Raw genomic sequence first — 24,176 nt, 5'->3', positions numbered from 1 at the left:
GCGTGACCAAAGCTGACAAGGAGAGATGAGTGAGGCGATTGCCGGGGATTTTATTGCTTACAGGGGCAACGCTGGTCGTGATTGTCGCGTTGCTCGTGAGCGGGCTGCGCCTCGTTTTACCGCATCTGGACAGCTGGCGTCCGCAGCTGCTGGCAAAAATCGAATCCACCACCGGTGTCCCGGTGGACGTGAGCCAGATAAGCGCCAGCTGGCAGAATTTTGGTCCGACGCTTGATGTCCGGGATATCAATGCCAGCCTGAAAGATGGCGGCTATCTGAAAATCAAACGCGTCACCCTGGCGCTGGATGTCTGGCAAAGCCTGCTCCATTTTCGCTGGCAGTTCCGCGATCTCACCTTTTATCAGCTTCAGTTTCTGACCAATACCCCGCTGTCCGGCGGCGATAGCAATCAGAGCCTTGAAACCAACCGCTTCAGCGATCTCTTCCTGCGTCAGTTCGATCATTTCGATCTGCGCGACAGCGAAGTGAGCTTTATTACCCTCTCCGGGCAGCGCGCTGAACTGGCGATCCCACAGCTGACCTGGCTCAACGGCAAAGAACGCCATCGCGCGGAAGGACAGGTGAATCTCTCCAGCCTGAACGGCCAGCACGGCGTGATGCAGGTTCGTATGGATCTGCGCGACGACGACGGTTTGTTAAATAACGGCAAGGTATGGCTGCAGGCCGACGACGTGGATGTTAAGCCGTGGCTCGGCGACTGGTTACAGCAAAATATGCAGCTGGAAACCGCCCGTTTTAGCCTTGAAGGCTGGATGACCCTGACGAAAGGGGTATTTGCCAGCGGCGATATCTGGCTTAAGCAGGGGGGCGCAAGCTGGAAGGGCGAAAAACAGCAGCATCAACTTTCGGTCGATAACCTCACCGCGCACGTGACGAAAGAGAGAGAGGGCTGGCAGTTTGCCATTCCGGACACACGCATCACCATGGATAACAAACCCTGGCCGCGCGGTGCTCTGACGCTGGCCTGGATGCCGGAACAGGATGTCGGTGGGGCGACCAGCAAACGCAGTGACGAGCTGCGTATTCGCGCCAGCAACCTTGATCTGGCCGCAATAGAAGGTCTGCGCTCGATGGCCGCCAAGCTCTCTCCGGACCTGGGGGAGATCTGGCTGGCAACGCAGCCAAGCGGAAAGATAGATTCACTGGCGCTGGATATCCCGCTTCAGGCCACGGAAAAGACCCGTTTTCAGGCCGCATGGAAAGGTCTGGCCTGGAAGCAGTGGAAGATGTTACCGGGGGCGGAAAACTTCAGCGGTAAGCTGGAAGGGAGCGTTGAGAACGGCAGGTTAACGGTCGATATGCATGACGCCAGAATGCCTTACGAAACGGTCTTCCGTGCGCCGCTGGAAATTGAACAAGGCAATGCGGTGCTCAACTGGCTGCGTAACGATAAAGGCTTCCAGCTGGATGGGCGCCATATCGATGTGAAAGCCAAAGCGGTGCATGCGCGTGGCGATTTCCGCTATCTGCAGCCTGAAGGTGAAGAGCCATGGCTGGGTATTCTGGCCGGGATCAGCACTAACGACGGTTCTCAGGCCTGGCGCTACTTCCCCGAGAACCTGATGGGCAAAGCGCTGGTGGACTATCTGAGCGGCGCGATCCAGGGCGGCCAGGCGGATAATGCCACCCTGGTCTATGGCGGTAATCCGCATCTTTTCCCGTACAAGCACAATGAAGGTCAATTCCAGGTGCTGGTGCCGCTGCACAATGCCACCTTTGCCTTCCAGCCGGGCTGGCCTGCGCTGAAAAATCTCGACATTGAACTTAATTTTATCAATGACGGATTATGGATGAAGGCAGACAATGTGGCGCTGGGCGGCGTAACGGCCAGTAACCTGACGGCAAACATTCCGGATTACTCAAAAGAGAAGCTTTTGATCGATGCCGACATTAACGGCCCCGGGAAAGCGGTCGGCCCCTATTTTGAAGACACGCCGCTGAAAGAGTCACTGGCAGCCACCCTTCAGCAGCTGCAGCTGGATGGCGATGTGAGTGCTCGCTTACATCTTGATATCCCGCTCGACGGTGAAATGACCACCGCCAAAGGCGATGTCCGTCTCAATAACAACAGCCTGTATATTAAGCCGCTTGAAAGCACCCTGAAGAACCTCAGCGGGCAGTTTAGCTTTGAGAACGGTAATCTGAAGAGCGAGCCGCTCACGGCCAGCTGGTTTAATCAGCCTGTGAATATTGATTTCTCGACCACCGAGGGCGAGAAAGCTTATCAGGTAGCCGTCAACCTGGACGGCAACTGGCAGCCATCGCGCATGGATGTTCTGCCGAAGCCGATTGAGGAGTCCGTTAACGGTGCAGTCTCCTGGAATGGCAAGGTGGCAATTGAACTGCCTTATCACGCCGGTGCGCGCTATAAAGTTGATATCACCGGCGATCTGAAAAACATTCAGAGCCAGTTGCCTGCACCGCTGGATAAATCGTCCGGTCAACCGCTGCCAATAAAGGTTAACGTCGATGGCAATCTTAACAGCTTCGCGCTGACCGGCAGTGCGGGTGAGAAAAACCATTTCAACAGCCGCTGGCTGCTTAATCGTAAGCTCACGCTCGACAGAGCCATCTGGACGACGGACAGCCGCACCACGCCGCCGCTGCCCGATCACACCGGCATTGAGCTTAATCTGCCGCCAATGGACGGGGCCGAGTGGCTGGCCCTGTTCCAGAAGGGCGTCGGCCAAAACGTTGATGAGGCTGCCCAGTTCCCGCAGAGCATTACTGTTCGTACGCCGTCGCTGATGCTGGGTGGACAGCAGTGGAATAACCTGAGCATTGTTTCACAGCCGACGGCGAACGGGTCAAAAGTCGAAGCCCAGGGCCGCGAGATCAATGGCACGCTGACCATGCGCGACAACGCGCCGTGGCAGGCGGCGATTCGCTATCTTTACTACAACCCGGCCACCGCGAGCGGAAAAGATCATCCGTCAAATACGGCGCCGTTGAATAACCCAACCCGTATCGACTTCAGCGGCTGGCCCGATCTCCAGCTACGCTGTGCTGAGTGCTGGCTTTGGGGTCAAAAGTATGGCCGTATTGACGGCGATTTCGCCATTAAGGGGAATACGCTGAGCCTTGCGGGCGGACTTATCGACACCGGCTTTGGCCGTCTGAGGGCCGCCGGGGAGTGGGTTAATAACCCGGGCGAGCAGCGAACCTCTTTGAAGGGCGACATCAAGGGCAATAAACTGGATTCCGTGGCTAACTTCTTTGGCATCAGCACGCCGCTGCGGGGGTCATCATTTGACGTGAATTACGATCTCCACTGGCGTGCGGCACCGTGGACGCCGGATGAAGCCTCACTGAACGGCATTCTGAAAACCCGCTTTGGCAAGGGTGAGATTGCCGATGTGAGTACCGGGCATGCGGGCCAGATACTGCGTCTGTTGAGCTTTGATGCCCTGCTGCGTAAGCTGCGTTTCGACTTTAGCGATACCTTCAGCGAAGGTTTCTATTACGACTCCATCCGCAGTACGGCATGGATCAAAGACGGGGTGCTGCATACCGACGATACGCTGGTGGACGGCCTGGAAGCGGATATTGCGATGAAAGGCTCGGTCAACCTCGTGCGCCGCGAACTGGATATGGAAGCGGTGGTGGCACCTGAAATTTCTGCCACCGTCGGCGTGGCGGCGGCTTTTGTGGTGAACCCGATTGTCGGTGCGGCGGTGTTTGCCGCCAGTAAAGTGCTGGGGCCGCTGTGGAGCAAAGTCTCTATTCTGCGCTATCGCATCACCGGGCCGGTGGATAAACCGCAGATTAATGAAGTGCTGCGCCAGCCGCGCAAAGATGCACAGCAATGATTTGACGTGGGCAGGTAATTGCCTCACTCTCAATAAATACGATTTATATACCGCCACGGGCGGCAACGAACGAGTAGCAATACGATGAGTCTGAACCTGGTAAGTGAACATTTGCTCGCAGCGAACGGCCTGAGCCATCAGGACCTGTTCTCCATTCTTGGTCAACTGACCGAACGCCGTCTCGACTACGGCGATCTCTATTTCCAGTCGAGCTATCACGAATCCTGGGTTTTAGAAGACAGCATCATTAAAGATGGCTCTTATAACATTGACCAGGGTGTCGGTGTACGTGCCGTCAGCGGCGAGAAAACCGGTTTTGCTTATGCCGACCAGATTAGCCTGGCCGCACTAGAGCAGAGCGCGCTGGCTGCGCGGACTATCGTGCGCGAAACCGGTGACGGTCGCGTGAAGACGCTGGGTGAAGTGCAGCACTCTGCGCTCTATACCAGTATCGATCCCCTGCAGAGCATGAGCCGTGAAGAGAAACTGGATATCCTGCGTCGCGTGGATAAAGTCGCACGCGCTGCGGATAAACGCGTGCAGGAAGTTTCTGCCAGCCTGAGCGGTGTCTATGAACTGATCCTGGTCGCGGCGACAGACGGCACGCTGGCAGCGGATGTGCGTCCGCTGGTACGTCTTTCTGTCAGCGTGCAGGTTGAAGACGACGGTAAACGTGAGCGCGGTTCAAGCGGTGGCGGCGGTCGTTTTGGTTATGACTGGTTCCTGGGCGATGTTGACGGTGAAGCACGCGCTGACGCGTGGGCAAAAGAAGCCGTGCGCATGGCGCTGGTGAACCTGTCTGCCGTGGCGGCACCCGCCGGTACATTGCCGGTGGTACTTGGCGCAGGCTGGCCTGGTGTGCTGCTGCACGAAGCGGTGGGCCACGGTCTGGAAGGCGATTTTAACCGTCGCGGCACCTCCGTATTCAGCGGCCAGATGGGACAACGCGTCTCATCTGAACTCTGTACCGTGGTTGATGACGGCACGATGCAGGATCGCCGTGGCTCGATTTCAATCGACGATGAAGGTACGCCCGGGCAGTACAACGTGCTGATCGAAAATGGCGTACTGAAAGGCTACATGCAGGACAAACTCAACGCGCGTCTGATGGGCGTTGCGCCAACGGGCAACGGCCGTCGTGAATCCTACGCGCATCTGCCGATGCCGCGTATGACGAACACTTACATGTTGCCGGGTAAATCCACACCGCAGGAGATCATCGAGTCCGTTGATTACGGCATCTTCGCGCCAAACTTTGGTGGCGGTCAGGTAGATATCACCTCCGGTAAGTTCGTCTTCTCCACTTCAGAAGCGTATCTGATTGAGAAAGGCAAAGTGACCAAAGCGGTGAAGGGGGCGACCCTGATTGGCTCCGGTATTGAAGCCATGCAGCAGATCTCCATGGTCGGTAACGATCTGAAACTGGATAACGGCGTTGGTGTCTGCGGTAAAGAGGGCCAGAGCCTGCCGGTTGGCGTCGGTCAGCCAACGCTGAAAGTGGATAACCTGACGGTGGGCGGCACCGCCTGACCTGAACCAATCTGAAAAATGGCGCGACTGTAAAAGTCGCGCCATTTTTTTTAACGTGCGTTACCCAGCGGGATTTCCGGGTCGGGCTCGTGCGTGATGCGGTTACGTAGGTCACGACGAATTATTTCAATCGACCAGAACCAGATCAAATGCCCCACGATCTCTGAGACGTGTTCGTACCAGGGCAGTTCGAACAGCGGGGGTGTCAGCCCCATCAGCGGGAAGGAGATCATGTGAACAAAAAGCTGTGCTAACGCACCCGCCAGTAAACCTTGCCAGAGTTTAATTTTTGGGAAGACTTCAGCAACTACACAATACCCTACAGCAAAGACGATAGAGAAAATAATATGTGTTACGCCGACCGCGTTAAATATATGTCCGGCAAAGGTATAAACCGCGGCGTTAGGGTCAGCAATGCCCAGCCAGTCGCGTAAAAATACATAAGGAGGATTTAAAAAATTGCGGGAACAATCAATCTGACCTGCGGCTCTTATTAATTGCTCCGGTCCGCATGCGCTGGTGAATAAATCGGTAGGGCTTCGCGGCGGAAGCGGCACCTCTGCTCCCCATTTTACGAAGGCGGAGACAATCCCTGCAATCAAACCAATGAACGCGGCGAGTCCATAGCGCCTGCGTGAAGGCGGTGTTTGTTCAAATATATTCATTTCTTTTCCTTGTTTAACGTCATCCTGAGAAATACATTTTATTATTCATATCGGTAACAAATTAATAACAGCCTGACTGTCAGACTGTTTATAAGGTAAGGCGCAGATGGCGGCAGTGTCAATTCGCTATTCCTGGCAGGGGTGAAGGAATATTCCTGAATGACGGTCTGTATCATCCTGGAATATTCATCACAAATATACATTTCGGAAATTAAAGGTTATTCCTTTCGTCTTTCGCGCATTCCCTGAAACAACTCCGCCACGTCCACAAAATACTCGGTCAGATAGTTTATGCACACCTGAACCTTGAGCGGCAGTTTGTCTTTCTCGGTGTACAACGCGTACACCGGACGCGGATCGGACTGATAGCGCGGGAAGAGGATCTCCAGTACACCGCTGTTGATCTCGTTGATCACCCACATTAACGGCACATACGCGATCCCGGCGCCGGCCACCAGCCAGCGCGAGATGGTCATCGGATCGTTGGTGACGAACCGTCCTTCCGGCAGCAGTCTGGTGGAAATCCCTTCCGGGGCAATCAGCTCAAATTCATTGTCGGGGCGAACGCTGTACTCCAGCCAGGAGTGGTTGGTGAGATCGGCGGGTTTCTCCGGCACCCCGTACTGAGCCAGATAGCTTTTCGAGGCGCAGACCACCATTGGCATACTGCCCAGCCGCCGGGAGAAGAGGCTGGAGTCCTGCAATGCCCCCACGCGGATCACCACGTCCAGCCCGTCGGCAATCAAGTCCGGGGCGGGAATGCCCGTGACCAGATTGACGGTTAATCCCGGGTACTCTTTCAGCATGTCAGCGGTCATGGCGGCGAGAACATTTTGTGCCATAGTTGAAGAACAACCGATGCGCAGCGTACCGATAGGCGTGTTGTTGAAGGCGTAAAGTTGTTCGTGCACATCCTGCACTTCGAGCAGCATGCGGCGACAACCCTGATAGTAAATCTTACCCGCTTCCGTCAGCCCAATGCTGCGGGTGCTACGGTTGAGTAGCTTGACCTGCAGCTCATCTTCCAGTTTGGACACGGTCTGGCTGATGGAAGAGACGCTCATCTGAAGCTGACGTGCAGCGGCGGTAAAAGAGCCAAGTTCAACCACTTTGGCAAAGACCGACATCCGTTTTAGACGTTCCATTGTTAACTCTGACTTAAAAGTGATTTAGATCACATATTATAGATAACAGCATAACAGTTACGTTAATATATTATTAATTACATAACGGCTGCGCCATTCTCGCCCGGCGTTTCTTGCTCTCCTGCGGTGGCGTGCGCTAAAAAAGTCTGAAGCCTGCACTCTCTCTAATCAAGGTCAACATGAGTCTGTTTCCCGTTATCGTGGTGTTCGGTTTGTCGTTCCCACCGATATTTTTCGAGCTTCTTTTATCACTGGCGATTTTCTGGCTGGTGCGCAAGGTGCTGGTCCCCACCGGGATCTACGATTTTGTCTGGCATCCTGCATTGTTCAATACCGCGCTGTATTGCTGCCTGTTTTACCTGATATCGCGCATGTTTGTCTGAGGTTGATGTGAAAACGCTAACAAGAAAAATCTCCCGCACTGCCATCACCATGGCGCTCGTTATCCTCGCGTTCATCGCTATTTTCCGCGCCTGGGTCTATTACACTGAATCACCGTGGACGCGTGATGCGCGCTTTAGCGCCGATGTCGTGGCAATCGCCCCCGACGTGGCGGGTCTCATCACTGCGGTCAATGTCCACGATAACCAGCTGGTGAAAAAAGATCAGGTACTGTTCACCATCGACCAGCCGCGTTATCAGAAAGCGTTAGAAGAAGCCGAAGCGGATGTGGCCTATTATCAGGCGCTGGCTTCCGAGAAACGCCGTGAGGCAGGTCGCCGTAACCAACTGGGTGTTCAGGCGATGTCCCGCGAAGAGATTGACCAGTCCAATAACGTCCTGCAAACCGTGCTGCATCAGCTGGCCAAAGCGCAAGCGACACGCGATCTTGCCCGGCTCGATCTTGAGCGCACCGTGATCCGTGCACCAGCCGATGGCTGGATCACCAACCTGAATGTTTATGCCGGGGAGTTTATCACCCGCGGCTCAACCGCCGTGGCGCTGGTTAAACAGAACTCCTTCTACGTGCTCGCTTATATGGAAGAGACCAAACTGGAAGGCGTGCGTCCGGGGTTCCGGGCTGAAATTACGCCGCTTGGCAGCAATCGTGTGCTGAAAGGCACCGTCGACAGCGTAGCCGCGGGGGTCACTAACTCCAGCAGCTCTAACGATACTAAAGGGATGGCGACGGTGGATTCCAACCTGGAATGGGTACGTCTGGCCCAGCGTGTGCCGGTGCGTATCCACCTGGATGAACAGCAGGGCAATCTGTGGCCTGCCGGGACCACAGCGACGGTGGTGATCACCGGTGAAAAAGACCGTGACGCCAGCCAGGACTCCATCTTCCGTAAAATTGCCCATCGCCTGCGCGAGTTTGGTTAATCGTTATGGGTATCTTTTCCATCGCCAGCCAGCACATTCGCTTCGCCGTTAAGCTGGCGTGTGCCATTGTGCTGGCGCTGTTTGTCGGCTTCCACTTTCAGCTGGAAACCCCCCGCTGGGCCGTACTGACGGCAGCGATTGTCGCGGCAGGGCCTGCCTTTGCTGCGGGCGGGGAACCTTACTCCGGAGCGATCCGCTACCGTGGGATGCTGCGCATCATTGGGACATTTATCGGTTGTTTCGCCGCACTGACCATCATCATATTGATGATCCGCACGCCTCTGCTGATGCTGATGGTGTGCTGTATCTGGGCGGGCTTCTGCACCTGGCTCTCGTCACTGGTGAAGGTGGAGAACTCCTACGCCTGGGGGCTGGCCGGTTATACCGCGCTGATTATTATCATCACCATTCAAAGCGAACCGCTGCTTGCCCCACAGTTTGCCGTAGAGCGCTGCAGTGAGATTGTCATCGGTATTGTCAGTGCCATTGTCGCTGACCTGCTTTTCTCTCCTCGCTCCATTAAGCAGGAAGTGGATCGTGAACTGGATGCGCTGATTGTTGCCCAGTATCAGTTGATGCAGCTCTGTATTAAGCATGGTGACAGCGAAGAGGTAGATAAAGCCTGGAGCGCTCTGGTGCGCCGCACCACGGCGCTGGAAGGGATGCGCAGCAACCTGAACATGGAGTCTTCGCGCTGGGCCCGTGCCAACCGCCGCCTTAAAGCCATCAACACCGTCTCCTTAACGCTGATTACCCAGGCGTGTGAAACCTATCTGATCCAAAACACCCGCCCGGACGCGGTAACCGATACCTTCCGCGAGCTGTTTGCTGAGCCGGTGGAAACCGTGCAGGACGTACACAAACAGCTTAAACGCATGCGCCGGGTCATTGCCTGGACCGGGGATCGTGATACGCCAGTGACGATCTATACCTGGGTCGGGGCCGCGACGCGCTACCTGTTGCTGAAACGCGGTGTGATCAGTAACACCAAAATCAGCGCGGTAGAAGAAGAGGTGCTGCAGGGTGAAGTGGTGATCAAGGCAGAATCCGCCGAACGCCATCACGCAATGGTTAACTTCTGGCGTACAACGCTTGCCTGTATGCTCGGCACGCTGTTCTGGCTGTGGACCGGCTGGACCTCCGGCAGCGGCGCGATGGTGATGATCGCCGTCGTTACCGCGTTGGCGATGCGTCTTCCGAATCCGCGCATGGTGGCCATTGATTTCCTGTTCGGCACAATTGCTGCACTGCCGATTGGCGCGTTCTATTTTCTGGTGATCATTCCCTCGACCCAGCAGAGCATGTTACTGCTCTGTATTAGCCTTGCGGTGATGGCGTTCTTTATCGGAATCGAAGTACAAAAACGTCGGCTGGGTTCATTGGGTGCCCTGGCCAGTACGATTAACATCATTGTGCTGGATAACCCGATGACCTTCCATTTCAGCCAGTTCTTAGACAGCGCCTTAGGTCAGCTGGTGGGCTGTTTCCTGGCGATGATGGTCATTCTGCTGGTGCGGGATAACTCTCAGGCACGGACGGGCCGCGTGCTGTTGAATCAGTTTGTCTCGGCTGCCGTGTCGTCCATGACCACCAATACCGCGCGTCGCAAAGAGAACCACCTGCCGGCGCTCTATCAGCAGCTGTTTTTACTGCTGAACAAGTTCCCGGGTGACATCGCCAAGTTCCGTCTGGCCTTGACCATGATTATCGCGCACCAGCGTTTGCGTAATGCCCCCGTGCCCATCAATGACGATCTGTCGGCTTTCCACCGCCAGCTGCGTCGGACGGCCGACCACGTGCTTTCTGCCTCCAGCGATGACAAACGACGTCGTTACTTTAAGCAACTGCTTGAAGAGCTGGATATCTACCAGGAGAAGCTGAAAGTCTGGGAAGCACCGCCTCAGGTGACAGAGCCGGTAGGACGGCTGGTGTTTATGCTGCATCGCTATCAGAACGCCCTTACGGATAACTGACTGAAGTAAAAAAGCCGACGCCAAAAGCGTCGGTTTTTTTGTGGCTATACTTATTCCAGCATGCTCTTACATTCAGGAAGGGAGGACACATGACAACCCAGGCGCTTCAGGATAATCACCTTTTTCAGACCGGTTATCTGGTCAACGGCATATGGAAAACGCTGGATACGACGTTTGATGTGCTGAACCCGGCTACCGGTGAGGTTATCGCCAGAGTAGCCAAAGCCGGCAAAGCAGAAACCGAAGACGCCATTGCCGCGGCGGCCAAAGCTTTCCCTGCATGGCGCGCCAAAACCGCGAAAGAGCGTTCGGCAATTCTCTACCGCTGGTACGAACTGATCATTGAGAACAAAAGCTGGCTCGGGCGTTTAATGACCACCGAACAGGGCAAGCCCCTGAAAGAAGCGGAAGGCGAGGTGGAATACGCCGCGAGTTTTATCCAGTGGTTCGCCGAAGAGGCCAAGCGCGCGAACGGCGAAATTATTCCACCGATCAAACCGGGTTCCCGCATCCTGGCGACCCGCGAGCCCATCGGCGTGGTTGCGGCGATTACGCCATGGAACTTCCCGATGGCCATGCTCACCCGTAAATTAGGTCCGGCGCTGGCAGCAGGGTGTACCGGGGTAATCAAACCGGCAAATAACACACCTCTCAGCGCCTTCGCGCTGCTTACGCTGGCAAAACAGGCCGGCGTACCGGATGGGGTACTCAACGCCGTAGCCGGGAATACGCATGAGATCAGTGACGCGATTATGGCGAGCCATGAGGTGCGGAAAATCTCCTTTACCGGCTCGACTTCCGTCGGCAAAACACTGGTGCGTAACGCCGCAGAAACCATGAAGAAAGTGTCGATGGAGCTGGGAGGCAATGCGCCGTATATCGTCTTTGAAGATGCGGATATTGAGGCTGCCGTTAAAGGGGCTATCGCCAATAAATTCCGCAATGCCGGCCAGGTCTGCGTCAGCGTTAACCGTTTCTATATCCAGGAAACCGTCTACGACAAATTTGTGAATAAGCTTGCCGATGCGGTGAAGGCCCTGAAGGTCGGGAATGGTCTGGAAGAGGGCGTCATCGTGGGGCCGCTGATCGAATCCTCCGCCGTCGATAAGGTGCGTGAACACGTTGAAGATGCCGTGGCCCGGGGTGCGACCGTTGTGGCGGGCGGTAAACCCCATTCGCTTGGCGGCAATTTCTGGATGCCGACTGTCCTGGGCGATTGCCATGAAGGCATGAAACTGGCTGAAGAAGAGACGTTTGGCCCGGTTGCGGCCTGCTTCCGTTTTACCTCGGAAGATGAGGTTATCCAGCGTGCCAACAACACGCCATATGGCCTGGCGGCTTACTTCTATACCCAAAATCTGGCACGTGTCTTCCGCGTGTCGCAGGCCATCGAAAGCGGGATGATAGGAATTAACGAATGTGCCGTCTCCACAGAGCTGGGGCCGTTTGGTGGGGTAAAAGAGTCTGGCCTTGGGCGTGAAGGGTCCGTGCTCGGGCTGGAAGAGTATCTGGAAGTCAAAACCCTGCATATTGGGGGATTATAATAATCAGGGCGGCGCAGGCCGCTCGCCTGGACTGGGTGACTGGCAATGAAAACCTATACCTTTGATTTTGACGAGATCGACAGTCAGGATGACTTCTATCGTGAATTTATCCGGGTGTTTGATCTTGAACGGGAAAGCGTCACCAATCTGGACACGCTGTGGGACGTGGTGACCGGCAGCCTGCTGCCGTTACCGCTGGAAATTGAGTTTATCCATCTGCCTGAAAAGTTGCGCAGACGGTTTGGCGCACTCATTTTGCTGTTTGATGAAGCGGAAGAAGAGCTGGAAGGGCAGCTACGTTTCAACGCGCGCCATTGATCAAGCCATAAAAAAGCCCCTGACCAGAAGGCCAGGGGCAAGTCGTATGATGAGATACGACGAGGGTTTATTTATACAGTTGAGCCGTTGCATGCCAGTGGTCACCCTGGTTCAGCTCGGTGACGCGATAGCTGCTGGCGCCTGCTTTTTCAGCTTTAGCGGCCAGTGCCTGACGGATATCCATTGGAGAGCCGGTAACGGACGTCACAGACACACTCCCCATAGACTGCAGATTCTGCGCCTGGTCAGCATTCACTTGCTGTACGGCGGCACTTGCGCCGAAAGAGAGAACGGATGCCAGACCGAGGGTTGCGATGATGAATTTGGTTTTCATAGTTTTTGCTCCTGAATAGGGTTTTTGCTCAACGGCGAGAAGGGTTGAACTGCTATTTTTATGCCTGGTGCCGTTGAGTAGAGATTTTGGTCTTCAGTTATTACTAAAACTTATTTGTACAGCTCAGCGGTTGCGTGCCAGTGGTCACCTGAACGCGCTTCAATGATGCGATAAGATGACGCACCTTGTTCTTCCGCTTTTTTGTTCAGCATCTCATGCATGTCCATTGGAGACGTGCCGATTGCGCCGACGGAAACCGTACCGATTGCCTGGCGGGATTGTGCCTGCTCGGCATTGATAGCGTCAGCGGCGAAAGCACCGAATGACAGGACAGACAGGACGCTGAGCGCCGCTACAGTAGTTTTGATTTTCATGATTCTTTACCTCGTCGAATTTTTAGTGGGGTCTTTGTTTCGTGACCCTCATCACAAAATCAAGTATACACTAATAACGGTAAAAATTAATACCAGACTAATTGTTTCTGTTGTTATTACGTATTAACTAACCTGTTTTTTATAACCTAATGGCATAAAATTGTACGTTTATTGTTCAGTGGGGTGGCTGTATATCTAAGAAAATCATATGGATATCAGATTTTGATTTTTTGTGCGATTTTTTGATTTATCATTCACCAAATGAATGTTAATGGGCGGTAAAAAGCACTATTTGTTAAAGTAAAGGGCGGGATAAAACAGGGGTAAACGCGGCAGAAGCAGAATGATCCCCGCAGCAGGACGCCACGGGGAGGGTAATCAGAGTTCCTGCTCGAACAGGTCCAGAATCGCTTCGTAGAGATCTTTCACTGAGAAGCCATTGGCGGGGGTAGTGAAGATGGTATCGTCACCCGCAATCGTCCCAAGGATGCCTTTGGGCTTACCCAGCGAGTCCAGCATACGTGCAATCAACTGTGCAGCGCCCGGGCTGGTATGGATCACGACAACGGCATCGTTGTAATCGATATCGAGAACCAGATTCTTCAACGGGCTGGAGGTGGTTGGCACGCCAAGTTCTGCAGGCAGGCAGTAGACCATCTCCATTTTGGCGTTACGCGTACGTACCGCACCAAATTTGGTTAACATGCGGGAGACTTTCGACTGGTTGATGTTATCGAAGCCTTGTTCCTGTAAAGCCTGAACAATTTCTCCCTGAGAACTGAATATCTCTTCTTTGAGTAGCGCTTTAAACGCCTTCACTAAATCTTCTTGCTTAGACGAGCTTCGCATAAGTCACCCGGAATATGACGAAAGAAACAACATTATTATGCATGTGGATGAATTTTTATGCAAATTATCTGCCAGCGGTTAGGCTGAAATAATGTTATGAAAGGGAGTGATTTTATCAGATTTCGTTATCAGAAAACATGCCTGGGTCACGGCAAGCAAATAAGCTTAAAAGTAAATTAAATGTTATCAAAATGATGTTGTTTTGGTGGCGTGGCAGGGTGTATTGTAACCCCCTCTTAATTCGTTGTCGTCTGTCGTCAGATAGCCTTCTGGTGAGAGATAAAGTCGCGCGACCTCAAATTATTTAGTGACGAAAATTGTAATTAATTACCTGCTGAATTATGGTCGCCGCAACGGAGTTACAGATACTTAAGTTAACCATAATAAGGAGTTTAGGATGAAAGTCGCAGTCCTCGGCGCTGCTGGTGGTATCGGCCAGGCGCTTGCCCTACTACTGAAAACCCAACTGCCTTCAGGCTCAGAACTCTCCCTGTACGATATTGCTCCGGTAACCCCAGGTGTGGCGGTTGACCTGAGCCACATCCCGACAGCTGTGAAAATCAAAGGCTTCTCCGGTGAAGATGCTCGTCCTGCCCTGCAGGGCGCGGACGTGGTGCTGATCTCCGCTGGCGTGGCGCGTAAGCCAGGCATGGATCGTTCAGACCTGTTCAACGTCAACGCGGGTATTGTGAAAAACCTGGTGCAGCAGATTGCTGAAACCTGCCCGAAAGCGTGCATTGGTATCATCACTAACCCGGTGAACACCACGGTCGCTATCGCGGCAGAAGTGCTGAAAAAAGCCGGTGTTTACGATAAGAACAAACTGTTCGGCGTGACCACGCTGGACATCATCCGTTCCAACACCTTCGTGGCTGAACTGAAAGGTAAACAGCCTTCAGAAGTTGAAGTGCCGGTTATCGGCGGTCACTCTGGTGTCACCATTCTGCCTCTGCTGTCGCAGATCCCTGGTGTTAGCTTCACCGAGCAGGAAGTGGCTGACCTGACCAAACGCATCCAGAACGCGGGCACCGAAGTGGTGGAAGCGAAGGCGGGTGGCGGTTCTGCAACCCTGTCTATGGGCCAGGCGGCGGCACGTTTTGGTCTGTCACTGGTTCGTGCACTGCAGGGCGAGAAAGGCGTTGTTGAATGCGCGTATGTTGAAGGCGACGGCGAACACGCTCGTTTCTTCTCTCAGCCGTTGCTGCTGGGTAAAAACGGTATCGAAGAACATCAGCCGATTGGCAAGCTGAGCGCGTTTGAAAAGAACGCGATGGAAGGCATGCTGGATACGCTGAAGAAAGATATCACTCTGGGCGAAGAGTTCGTTAACAAGTAAAACGGATATCCCCACAGGCCGGGTAAGCCGTCATGCCGCCCGGCAAAAAAAACGGAGCAATGCGCTCCGTTTTTTTATGCCTGTCAGTTGGTGGCCGGGTATTCCTGAATCGTCACCTGCAGCGTCAGCTTCTTATCGTTACGCATGACTTCAACCGGGATGATAGAGCCAGGACGGATCTCCGCAACCTGATCCATGGTCTCCAGCGCCGATACCGCTGGTGTGCCGTTGACCGACACGATGACATCATTAACCTGAATTCCCGCGTTAGCCGCCGGGCCGCCAGGCGACACTTCGTTGACCACGATGCCCTGAATCTGATCGATACCGCCGCCCTGCGAATGCATAGGCGCAATTTCACGACCGCCAATACCAATATAACCGCGGATCACACGGCCATCGCGGATCAGCTTATCCATGATCTTGGTCGCCAGCTGGAATGGAATGGCGAACCCAATCCCTTCCGGCGTCTCACCGTCATTGCTCTTATCGAACGAGAGGGTATTGATACCCATCAGTTCGCCCAGCGAGTTGACCAGCGCACCGCCGGAGTTACCGTGGTTGATGGACGCATCGGTTTGCAGGAAGTTCTGCCGTCCCGACGGGTTGAGGCCAATGCGACCGGTGGCGCTGATAATCCCCTGCGTGATCGTCTGGCCCAGGTTATAAGGGTTACCGATAGCCAGCACGACGTCGCCAATATGAGGGGTTCGTTTACGGTTGATAGGAATAACCGGTAAACCGCCCGTGGCGTTGATCTTCAAAACAGCCAGGTCAGTCAGGCTATCCGAGCCCACCAGCAGGGCCTCAAACACGCGGCCATCCTGCAGGGCAACGATGATCTGGTCGGCATCGTTAATCACGTGTTTGTTGGTAATGATGTAGCCGCGCTCGTCCATAATTACCCCGGAGCCGAGAGTGCGGATCTCCAGCTGGTTATGGGCTGAGCTATTGAGGCCACGGTTATAAACGTTAACCACGGCAGGCGCGGCACGGCGAACGGCCTGGTTGTAGGTCGCAGGCGTTTCATCCGCACTGTCGAACTGAGGCGCCGACAGCTTATTGAACTGGCGTAAAGACGGCATGACGACCAGCAGCAGGCCGGCAACAATCAAACCGATGACAATTGAACGAAAGAGCTTTAAAAGCATGATGCGCGTGTCGTTAATAAAGGAACGATTTGCAGCATAACATGAGTTATCCGGACATCACACGCAGCGGTGATGTCCGGAATCGCAAATGCTTAGCGCAACAGAATATAGATAGACTCGTTGCCGCGCATAACCTGCAGGGCAATGACCGCCGGTTTGCTTTCCAGCACCTTGCGCAGTTCTGCGATGGATTGCACGCGATTGCGGTTCACGCCGATGATCACATCATCCTGATGCAGTCCGGCCTGCGCGGCAGGGCTGCTCTTCTCGACGGTATCGACACTAATCCCTTTCGTCCCGTCTTTCAGCTGTCCATCGCTCAGCGTTGCCCCTTGCAGCGCCGGGGCGATAAGCTCCGCGCTGGCAGAGGATGAGGTGCTCTTATCAAGCGTCACTTCGACATCCAGCGGCTTACCATCACGAATCAGGCCTAACTTCACTTTGGCACCCGGTTCGGTGGTGGCAATACGCGAGCGCAGTTCCGCAAAGCTGCTCAGCGGTTTATCGTTCAGGCTGACAATCACATCGCCCGACTTCACGCCAGCTTTTGCCGAGCCGGAGTTTGGCAGCACTTCACTGACAAACGCACCGCGCTGCACATTGATGTTGAACGCTTTCGCGATGTCAGCGCTCATCTCCATCCCTTTGATGCCCAACAGCCCGCGTTTGACCTCACCGAACTGAATGAGCTGCTGCGCCAGCGTTTTGGCCATATTGCTGGGGATAGCAAAACCGATGCCGATACTGCCGCCGCCCGGCGCCAGGATAGCGGTGTTAATCCCAATCAGCTCGCCGTTGAGATTGAGCAATGCCCCTCCGGAGTTCCCGCGGTTAATTGAGGCGTCGGTCTGGATAAAGTTTTCCAGGCCTTCCAGATTCAGACCGCTGCGACCCAGCGCCGAGATTATCCCGGAGGTAGCGGTTTGCCCTAAACCAAACGGATTCCCCACGGCGACGGCAAAATCACCAACACGCAGTTTATCGGAGTCCGCAATGGCAATTTGAGTCAGATTGCTCGGGTTTTGCACCTGCAGCAGTGCGATGTCGCTCTGGTCATCGCCGCCAATCAGTTTGGCCTCAAACTCACGCCCATCGTTGAGCTGTACGCTGATTTTATCTGCCTGACTGATAACATGATTGTTGGTCAGAATATAACCTTTGGCCGCATCAATAATGACGCCAGAACCCAGACCTTCAAAAGGCTGCGCCTGCTGGTCGGGCGACTCATCGCCAAAATATTTTTTCAGTTCTTCAGGTACGCGTTGATTTTGTAATGCCGTGCCTTCTACCTGCACGCTCACTACCGCAGGCAGAACTTTTTCCAGCATTGGCGCAAGGCTTGGAATTGCCGCCTGGCCGGGTACCTGGGAAGGCAGGGCGGCAGATGCAGGGAAGGACGCCGAGAGAGATAACCCGACACTTAATGCTATAGCGCTCAACAGCTGGTTTTTTTTCTTCATCGATGCTGACTCTCGTAACCTGGAATAAAGGAAAAACGGCCCTAAAACACGTTGATGTTATTGAATTTTAAACCGCTGAACAATGAAGTGCTTAATCAATAATAGCTGGGGTCATGAAGAAAGGACGGGCGCAATAGCAGCGCCCGTAAAATAAATTCAGGTTGTGCGATTAATCGCGTTTTGCACCGCCGCGCAGCAGGCCAGACGCGCCATCTGAATAGTCGCGTGGCATCTGAACAGGGGCCTGATCGTTACCGGCTTCAGAGTCGGCCAGACGGTTACGGAATGGATTGGATTCCGCGGTCATTTCTGGCAGCAGGCTGCTGGAGCTTTTTGCCATATGTTGATAGAGCTGACGATAGTCGGTCGCCATGTTGTCCAGCAGCTCGGCGCTACGGGCAAAGTGGCTGACCAGCTCTTCACGATACTCTTCCAGTTCGGCTTTGTTCTTTTCCAGTTCGTACTGCAGTGACTGCTGCTGACGCAATTTGCGATTACCGAAACGCATGGCCACAGCACCAATGACGATGCCGACGACTAAACCGATTAGCGCATATTCCCAGGTCATGAACTTCTCCCGTTGTCTTGTTGTTCCGTAGGGTGTTGGCTCGGCTCCTGCCTGTGCCTGATATTGCCACTATAACCGCTATTTCCGCAGAAGTGGAATCCTGACGTATCATCGCGTAGTGTAGAACGGCCTTTTTTTCATCAGTCACGTCTGCTGGTGAGTATTATTTGAAGGAATAACAATACGTTTATGCAAAACCTGTCCCCTGCATCGCGATACCAACTTGCCCTTAATGAGGGTACACATCAGCCGGATGACGTTCAGCGTGAAGCGGTGAATCGTCTGGATACGATTTATCAGGAGCTCACGGCAAAACCTGCAGAGGGTGAACAGAGCAGTGGGTTAAAGGCGGCTCTGGGGCGGTTGCTCGGAAAAAAAGAGCCACAGACTCATGCGCCGGTGCGCGGTTTGTATATGTGGGGCGGCGTCGGGCGCGGGAAAACCTGGCTGATGGACCTCTTTTATCTGAGCCTGCCGGGTACCCGTAAGCAGCGTCTGCATTTCCACCGCTTTATGCTGCGGGTTCATGAAGAGCTGACGGCACTGCAGGGCAAAAGCGATCCGCTGGAGATTGTGGCCGACAGGTTCAAGGCGGAAACGGACATACTCTGTTTTGACGAGTTTTTTGTCTCCGATATTACCGACGCCATGCTGCTGGGTGGCCTGATGAAAGCGCTGTTCGCGCGCGGGATAACGCTGGTGGCGACCTCGAATATCCCGCCGGATGAGCTTTACCGCAATGGCCTGCAGCGCGCGCGTTTCCTGCCCGCTATTGATGCCATCAAACAGCACTGCGACATCATGAATGTTGATGCCGGGGTGGATTACCGCCTGCGTACCTTAACTCAGGCGCATCTGTGGCTCTCTCCCTTAAACGATGAGACCACGCAGCAGATGGATAAACTGTGGCTGGCGCTGGCGGGGGCAAAACGGGCTCATGCCCCTGAGCTCGAGATTAACCATCGCCCGCTGCAAACCCTGGGTGTCGAAAATCAAACCCTGGCCGTCTCCTTTGCAACGCTCTGTGTGGATGCCCGCAGTCAGCATGACTACATCGCGCTCTCGCGTTTGTTCCATACCGTGATGCTGCTCAACGTGCCGGTCATGACGCCGCTGATGGAAAGCGAAGCGCGCCGCTTCATTGCGCTGGTCGATGAGTTCTATGAGCGTCACGTGAAGCTTGTGGTCAGCGCCGAGGTACCTTTATATGAGGTGTATAAAGGCGAGCGGCTGAAGTTTGAGTTCCAGCGCTGTCTGTCGCGCCTGCAGGAGATGCAAAGCGAGGAGTATCTTAAGCTTCAGCATATGCCATAAAGGCGACCTTCTCCCTGTGGGAGAGGGGCTGGGGGTGAGGGCGGCAGACCGCAAAAACCTTACCCCCGAAAAACCCGCCTCGAATCACATTTAAGGGTCGATCTTTGACCTCAACTTCTCTATAATCTTGCGACCCCACGTTACGAGAAGGTTTTTTTCCCGAAACTTTCTATGTGTCGGCATTAGCTATTCGAAGGGGTAGGTTTGCCGGACTTTGTCGTGTGAACCTCAACTGACTAAACGTTTGGGTGTTCACCAACGTGTAACTTATTATTTGGGTAAGCTTTTAATGAAAACTTTTACAGCTAAACCAGAAACCGTACAGCGCGACTGGTATGTTGTTGACGCGACCGGTAAAACTCTGGGCCGTCTGGCTACTGAACTGGCTCGTCGCCTGCGCGGTAAGCATAAAGCGGAATACACTCCGCACGTTGATACGGGTGATTACATCATCGTTCTGAACGCAGATAAAGTTGCTGTAACCGGCAACAAGCGTACAGACAAAATGTACTACCATCACACTGGCCACATCGGTGGTATCAAAGAAGCGACCTTTGAAGAGATGATTGCTCGCCGTCCTGAGCGTGTGATTGAAATCGCGGTTAAAGGCATGCTGCCAAAAGGCCCGCTGGGTCGTGCTATGTTCCGTAAACTGAAAGTTTACGCAGGTAACGAGCACAACCACGCGGCACAGCAACCGCAAGTTCTTGACATCTAATCGGGATTATAGGCAATGGCTGAAAATCAATACTACGGCACTGGTCGCCGCAAAAGTTCCGCAGCTCGCGTGTTCATCAAACCGGGCAGTGGTAAAATCGTAATCAACCAACGTTCTCTGGAACAGTACTTCGGTCGTGAAACTGCCCGCATGGTAGTTCGCCAGCCGCTGGAACTGGTTGATATGGTAGAAAAACTGGATCTGTACATCACCGTTAAAGGTGGTGGTATCTCCGGTCAGGCAGGTGCGATCCGTCACGGTATCACCCGCGCTCTGATGGAGTACGACGAATCCCTGCGTTCTGAACTGCGTAAAGCTGGCTTCGTTACTCGTGACGCTCGTCAGGTTGAACGTAAGAAAGTGGGTCTGCGTAAAGCACGTCGTCGTCCACAGTTCTCCAAACGTTAATCCTTTTCTGCTTACGCAGAAACGATTGGCGAAAAACCCGCTTCGGCGGGTTTTTTTTTATGGATAATGTGCAGGTTATCCACAGCATCACTGCATATATCTTCTCTTTTTCCACATTTCCAGAATCCCCTCACCACAAAGCCATCAAAATCTGGTAAACTATCATCCAATTTTCTGCCCAAATATCGGTGAATACTCGTTTTTTGTTCGATTCTTGAACAATGTGTTTTCTCTGGGATGGGCGATACAACATCTGGCTGGCCCTGTTTGGGCTGGTAGCAGTAAAAATTCTGAATATACCTGGAGGTTTTCATGGCTGTCGCTGCCAACAAACGTTCGGTAATGACGCTGTTTTCTGGTCCTACTGACATTTATAGCCATCAGGTTCGTATCGTGCTGGCCGAGAAGGGTGTCAGTTTTGAGATCGAGCATGTGGAAAAGGATAACCCGCCTCAGGATCTGATCGATCTCAACCCGAGCCAAAGCGTACCGACGCTGGTGGATCGCGAGCTGACCCTGTGGGAATCCCGTATCATTATGGAATATCTGGATGAGCGTTTCCCGCATCCACCACTGATGCCTGTTTACCCTGTTGCACGTGGTGAAAGCCGCCTGTACATGCAGCGTATCGAAAAAGACTGGTACACGCTGATGAACGTTATCGTCAACGGTTCCTCTGCTGAAGCAGACGCTGCACGTAAGCAACTGCGTGAAGAGCTGCTGGCGATTGCCCCTGTGTTTGGTCAGAAACCATTCTTCCTGAGCGATGAGTTCAGCCTGGTAGATTGCTACCTGGCGCCGTTGCTGTGGCGTCTGCCAACCCTGGGCGTAGAGTTCAGCGGTCCGGGCGCGAAAGAGCTGAAGGGCTACATGACTCGCGTATTTGAACGCGATTCTTTCCTGGCATCTTTAACTGAACCGGAACGTGAAATGCGTCTCGGCCGAGGCTAATGACTGTGGAAATGTCACAACTTACCCCACGCCGTCCGTATCTGCTGCGCGCCTTCTATGAATGGCTGCTGGATAACCAGCTCACGCCGCACCTGGTTGTGGATGTGACGTTGCCGGGCGTGCAGGTTCCTATGGAATATGCACGTGACGGGCAGATCGTACTGAACATCGCGCCGCGCGCGGTGGGTAACCTTGAACTGGCCAACGACGAAGTGCGCTTTAACGCGCGTTTCGGCGGTGTGCCGCGTCAGGTTTCTGTACCGCTGGCTGCGGTGCTGGCGATTTATGCGCGTGAAAACGGTGCAGGCACCATGTTTGAGCCGGAAGCGGCTTATGACGAGGATGTTGTCGGCCTGAATGACGAAAACGGCGCTTCGGAAAACGAAAGCGAAACGCTGATGTCGGTCATTGAGGGTGACAAGCCCGATCACAATGACGATCCTGATGACGATCCGCCGCCGCGCGGAGGCCGTCCGGCACTGCGCGTTGTGAAGTAGTAAAAGCATTTTTATCGACTATCCAGTTAGTTATTCAGACTAGCTGGATTTTTTTATGTCTTTTTATGTCAAAACGTTTAATAAAGTAAATCATATACATCCCTTCTTTTTTGCTTGCCCCCACCGTTCGGATAATTTCAAGCTATATCTCCGCTGAATATAATATGTTGTTTTAAAGCTATATACACTCTTATAAATAAATATCACTTATTGATAACGTTATTCTAAATCCATAAATTAATTTTTCTAAATTGCTTGTATTTATAAAGATTATATTATCTACGCATGCTCTCAAGCATGACGATAAACAGTATGGGGTAAATTTATTTATCCCTGCTGTATTTAATATTGCAATTACTCATATGTTAAGGAATAACAAGTGAAAAAGGTTTTACTCGCTACTGCGCTCTCTCTCTGTGTGACATCCGCTTTTGCGGCTAACCCAACTGCCGTTCTGAAAGTCAAAGGTACGCTGACTAATTCAGCCTGTACGCCTCAGTTAAGCAACGGCGGAACGGTTGACTACGGCACAGTTAGTTTGGGTGGTTTAAGCTCAACGGCAGTTAACCAGCTGGGCCAGAAAGACATCGATCTGACTATTACCTGCACCGCAGCAACAAAAGTGTCCTGGAATATGATTGACGATCGCGCTGATTCTAACGCGAAACTCACCGTTGAGAATGGCATGTTTGGTGGTGGTTCTAATTCGTCTGAAAGCCAGACTTACGGTGTAGGTAAAACAACAGGTGCAACACCAGTGAACATCGGAACATACTCGCTGTTCGTTAAAACTGACAGCGTAATGGCTGACGGCGCTAAAGTTGACCCAATTTACCAGCAGAATGCTACCGGTAACTGGTCGAAGAGCACCAACGGTACAACTCAGGGCGATAACTATCGTGATTTCACCGTTGCGACTGTTGGCACCCTGGCTCCACTGGCGTTCCAGACCGCAACCTTCCCACTGGTGACCTCTCTGGCGATCCAGGATACCACCACGCTGGCGATCACTGATGACACCCAGCTTGATGGTCAGGTGACTATCAGCCTGCGTTATCTGTAAGACTTTTAATCGAGTCAACGTAATTTAATTAACCGGAGAGTAAATGCGCTGCATTTACTCTCTTTTTAACGGCGCGATAAACATGGACTGTTCTGTTGTTGCTTTCAAGGAGATATTATTATGCATTGTTTAAAATCCACTTTATTTAACACGCTTATTACTGCCGCGTTATTATCTGCCAGTGTTGCTGTACATGCAGAAGGCATGGTGCCTGAAACCAGTCTGTTAATCATTGATGAAGCAACGCACAGTGGAACCATTAACGTCAAGAATACCGATTCGCATCCTTCACTTTTATATACGAATGTCGTTGACCTGCCGGACGATACTGGTCTTAAGCTTATTGCAACGCAGCCGGTGGTACGTCTTGAGCCAGGTCAGACGCAGCAGCTGCGCTTTATTCTTCAGAACAAACAGCCATTGGATGTAGAGCATTATAAACGCGTCACATTCGACGGTATTCCGCCTAAAAACGATGATAAAAAAATAAAGATTGGCATTAACATTCGCCAGGATATCCCCGTGCTTATTCGTCCGGCATCCCTGGGTGTGGTCACTGATGCCTGGAAGTTCCTGAAGTGGTCCTCAAACGGCACGTCCGTCACCGTGAACAATCCCAGCAAATATGTGGTCCGTCTTGGGCAGAACGTGATGCTGCTGCCTTCAGGTGTGAGTGCCTCTCTGTCCAAAACCTACATTCTTCCTGGCGAAACGCTAACGGCTGATATGAGTAAGAAAGTCAGCGGTGACAGCAGCGTTAAGTTTTTCCCGGCCAGCCGCTATGGCGTTGAGGTACCGAGCTTTACGTCGGAATTAAATAAATAA

Annotated in this window: 24 protein-coding genes; 15 read left to right on the top strand and 9 right to left on the bottom strand. The window is 53.2% G+C overall.

From position 1 onward, the window contains the following. Window positions 1–29: 29 nt before the first annotated feature. Together yhdP and tldD are read left to right on the top strand one after the other, a co-directional pair. A complete protein-coding gene (yhdP, locus tag L462_RS07115; RefSeq protein WP_032679069.1) occupies window positions 30–3,830 on the top strand; it encodes an AsmA2 domain-containing protein YhdP in 3,801 nt (1,266 codons plus the stop codon). Between the two features lie 84 nt (window positions 3,831–3,914). Beyond that, the gene (gene tldD / locus L462_RS07120; RefSeq protein WP_014171856.1) at window positions 3,915–5,360 is read left to right on the top strand and encodes a metalloprotease TldD; all 1,446 of its coding nucleotides are present in this window, start codon (window positions 3,915–3,917) and stop codon (window positions 5,358–5,360) included. Window positions 5,361–5,410: 50 nt separating this feature from the next. On the opposite strand, the gene L462_RS07125 is transcribed toward tldD, so the two are convergent. Further along, the gene (locus L462_RS07125; RefSeq protein WP_020883508.1) at window positions 5,411–6,025 is read right to left on the bottom strand and encodes a YagU family protein; all 615 of its coding nucleotides are present in this window, start codon (window positions 6,023–6,025) and stop codon (window positions 5,411–5,413) included. Window positions 6,026–6,243: 218 nt separating this feature from the next. Next, a complete protein-coding gene (gene aaeR, locus L462_RS07130) occupies window positions 6,244–7,170 on the bottom strand; it encodes an HTH-type transcriptional activator AaeR (protein WP_014171854.1) in 927 nt (308 codons plus the stop codon). 179 nt (window positions 7,171–7,349) lie between these two features. On the opposite strand from aaeR, the gene aaeX reads away from it, so the two are divergent. From aaeX to L462_RS07155, 5 genes are all read left to right on the top strand, one after another. Continuing rightward, entirely contained in the window at window positions 7,350–7,553 is a 204-nt protein-coding gene (aaeX, locus tag L462_RS07135) for a p-hydroxybenzoic acid efflux pump operon protein AaeX (protein ID WP_003860416.1), read from the top strand. A gap of 7 nt (window positions 7,554–7,560) precedes the next feature. Next, window positions 7,561–8,493, top strand: a complete 933-nt coding sequence (gene aaeA / locus L462_RS07140; RefSeq protein WP_020883509.1) for a p-hydroxybenzoic acid efflux pump subunit AaeA — start codon at window positions 7,561–7,563, stop codon at window positions 8,491–8,493. 5 nt (window positions 8,494–8,498) lie between these two features. Further along, window positions 8,499–10,466, top strand: a complete 1,968-nt coding sequence (aaeB, locus tag L462_RS07145) for a p-hydroxybenzoic acid efflux pump subunit AaeB (RefSeq protein ID WP_014171852.1) — start codon at window positions 8,499–8,501, stop codon at window positions 10,464–10,466. Between the two features lie 89 nt (window positions 10,467–10,555). Beyond that, a complete protein-coding gene (locus tag L462_RS07150) occupies window positions 10,556–12,010 on the top strand; it encodes an NAD-dependent succinate-semialdehyde dehydrogenase (protein ID WP_032679068.1) in 1,455 nt (484 codons plus the stop codon). 45 nt (window positions 12,011–12,055) lie between these two features. Then, the gene (locus L462_RS07155) at window positions 12,056–12,328 is read left to right on the top strand and encodes a barstar family protein (protein ID WP_014171850.1); all 273 of its coding nucleotides are present in this window, start codon (window positions 12,056–12,058) and stop codon (window positions 12,326–12,328) included. 67 nt (window positions 12,329–12,395) lie between these two features. Here the strand turns inward: L462_RS07155 and yhcN (L462_RS07160) are convergent, their stop codons facing one another. The 3 genes from yhcN (L462_RS07160) to argR form a co-directional block, all read right to left on the bottom strand. Beyond that, the gene (gene yhcN / locus L462_RS07160) at window positions 12,396–12,662 is read right to left on the bottom strand and encodes a peroxide/acid stress response protein YhcN (RefSeq protein ID WP_014171849.1); all 267 of its coding nucleotides are present in this window, start codon (window positions 12,660–12,662) and stop codon (window positions 12,396–12,398) included. A gap of 110 nt (window positions 12,663–12,772) precedes the next feature. Beyond that, window positions 12,773–13,036 carry a peroxide/acid stress response protein YhcN gene (gene yhcN / locus L462_RS07165; protein WP_014171848.1) on the bottom strand — a complete coding sequence of 88 codons (264 nt, stop codon included), beginning with the start codon at window positions 13,034–13,036 and terminating at the stop codon, window positions 12,773–12,775. Window positions 13,037–13,414: 378 nt separating this feature from the next. Beyond that, window positions 13,415–13,885, bottom strand: a complete 471-nt coding sequence (argR, locus tag L462_RS07170) for a transcriptional regulator ArgR (protein ID WP_014171847.1) — start codon at window positions 13,883–13,885, stop codon at window positions 13,415–13,417. A gap of 397 nt (window positions 13,886–14,282) precedes the next feature. Between argR and mdh the strand changes: the two genes are divergently transcribed. Then, the gene (mdh, locus tag L462_RS07175) at window positions 14,283–15,221 is read left to right on the top strand and encodes a malate dehydrogenase (protein WP_032679066.1); all 939 of its coding nucleotides are present in this window, start codon (window positions 14,283–14,285) and stop codon (window positions 15,219–15,221) included. Window positions 15,222–15,304: 83 nt separating this feature from the next. On the opposite strand, the gene degS is transcribed toward mdh, so the two are convergent. From degS to zapG, 3 genes are all read right to left on the bottom strand, one after another. Beyond that, a complete protein-coding gene (gene degS, locus L462_RS07180) occupies window positions 15,305–16,372 on the bottom strand; it encodes an outer membrane-stress sensor serine endopeptidase DegS (RefSeq protein WP_020883511.1) in 1,068 nt (355 codons plus the stop codon). 92 nt (window positions 16,373–16,464) lie between these two features. Further along, entirely contained in the window at window positions 16,465–17,832 is a 1,368-nt protein-coding gene (gene degQ / locus L462_RS07185; RefSeq protein ID WP_014171844.1) for a serine endoprotease DegQ, read from the bottom strand. A 169-nt stretch (window positions 17,833–18,001) separates the two neighbouring features. Then, entirely contained in the window at window positions 18,002–18,400 is a 399-nt protein-coding gene (zapG, locus tag L462_RS07190) for a Z-ring associated protein ZapG (RefSeq protein ID WP_014171843.1), read from the bottom strand. 189 nt (window positions 18,401–18,589) lie between these two features. Between zapG and zapE the strand changes: the two genes are divergently transcribed. From zapE to rpsI, 3 genes are all read left to right on the top strand, one after another. Beyond that, window positions 18,590–19,714, top strand: coding sequence for a cell division protein ZapE (zapE, locus tag L462_RS07195; protein ID WP_032679064.1), 1,125 nt, complete (start codon window positions 18,590–18,592; stop codon window positions 19,712–19,714). Window positions 19,715–20,003: 289 nt separating this feature from the next. Then, window positions 20,004–20,432, top strand: a complete 429-nt coding sequence (gene rplM / locus L462_RS07200) for a 50S ribosomal protein L13 (protein ID WP_003860434.1) — start codon at window positions 20,004–20,006, stop codon at window positions 20,430–20,432. Window positions 20,433–20,447: 15 nt separating this feature from the next. Then, entirely contained in the window at window positions 20,448–20,840 is a 393-nt protein-coding gene (rpsI, locus tag L462_RS07205) for a 30S ribosomal protein S9 (protein ID WP_003860436.1), read from the top strand. An 11-nt stretch (window positions 20,841–20,851) separates the two neighbouring features. On the opposite strand, the gene L462_RS25180 is transcribed toward rpsI, so the two are convergent. After that, the gene (locus tag L462_RS25180) at window positions 20,852–21,154 is read right to left on the bottom strand and encodes a hypothetical protein (RefSeq protein ID WP_136342246.1); all 303 of its coding nucleotides are present in this window, start codon (window positions 21,152–21,154) and stop codon (window positions 20,852–20,854) included. Here L462_RS25180 and sspA point away from each other — a divergent pair. From sspA to L462_RS07225, 4 genes are all read left to right on the top strand, one after another. Then, a complete protein-coding gene (gene sspA, locus L462_RS07210; RefSeq protein ID WP_025202909.1) occupies window positions 21,153–21,791 on the top strand; it encodes a stringent starvation protein SspA in 639 nt (212 codons plus the stop codon). The two genes, L462_RS25180 and sspA, sit on opposite strands and share 2 nt — an antisense overlap. Window positions 21,792–21,796: 5 nt before the next feature. Beyond that, window positions 21,797–22,288: a ClpXP protease specificity-enhancing factor gene (gene sspB, locus L462_RS07215; RefSeq protein ID WP_025202910.1), complete on the top strand. Its 492-nt coding sequence runs from the start codon at window positions 21,797–21,799 to the stop codon at window positions 22,286–22,288. A gap of 379 nt (window positions 22,289–22,667) precedes the next feature. Then, on the top strand, window positions 22,668–23,351 hold the full coding sequence (locus L462_RS07220; protein ID WP_032679063.1) for a DUF1120 domain-containing protein: 684 nt from the start codon (window positions 22,668–22,670) through the stop codon (window positions 23,349–23,351). A 120-nt stretch (window positions 23,352–23,471) separates the two neighbouring features. Then, the gene (locus L462_RS07225; protein ID WP_014171838.1) at window positions 23,472–24,176 is read left to right on the top strand and encodes a fimbria/pilus chaperone family protein; all 705 of its coding nucleotides are present in this window, start codon (window positions 23,472–23,474) and stop codon (window positions 24,174–24,176) included.

The organism is Enterobacter sp. BIDMC 26 (genome assembly GCF_000534435.1).
GTDB lineage: Bacteria > Pseudomonadota > Gammaproteobacteria > Enterobacterales > Enterobacteriaceae > Enterobacter > Enterobacter ludwigii.
Note: the sequence above shows the minus strand (reverse complement) of the source record. Positions and strands in the feature narration are given on the sequence as shown.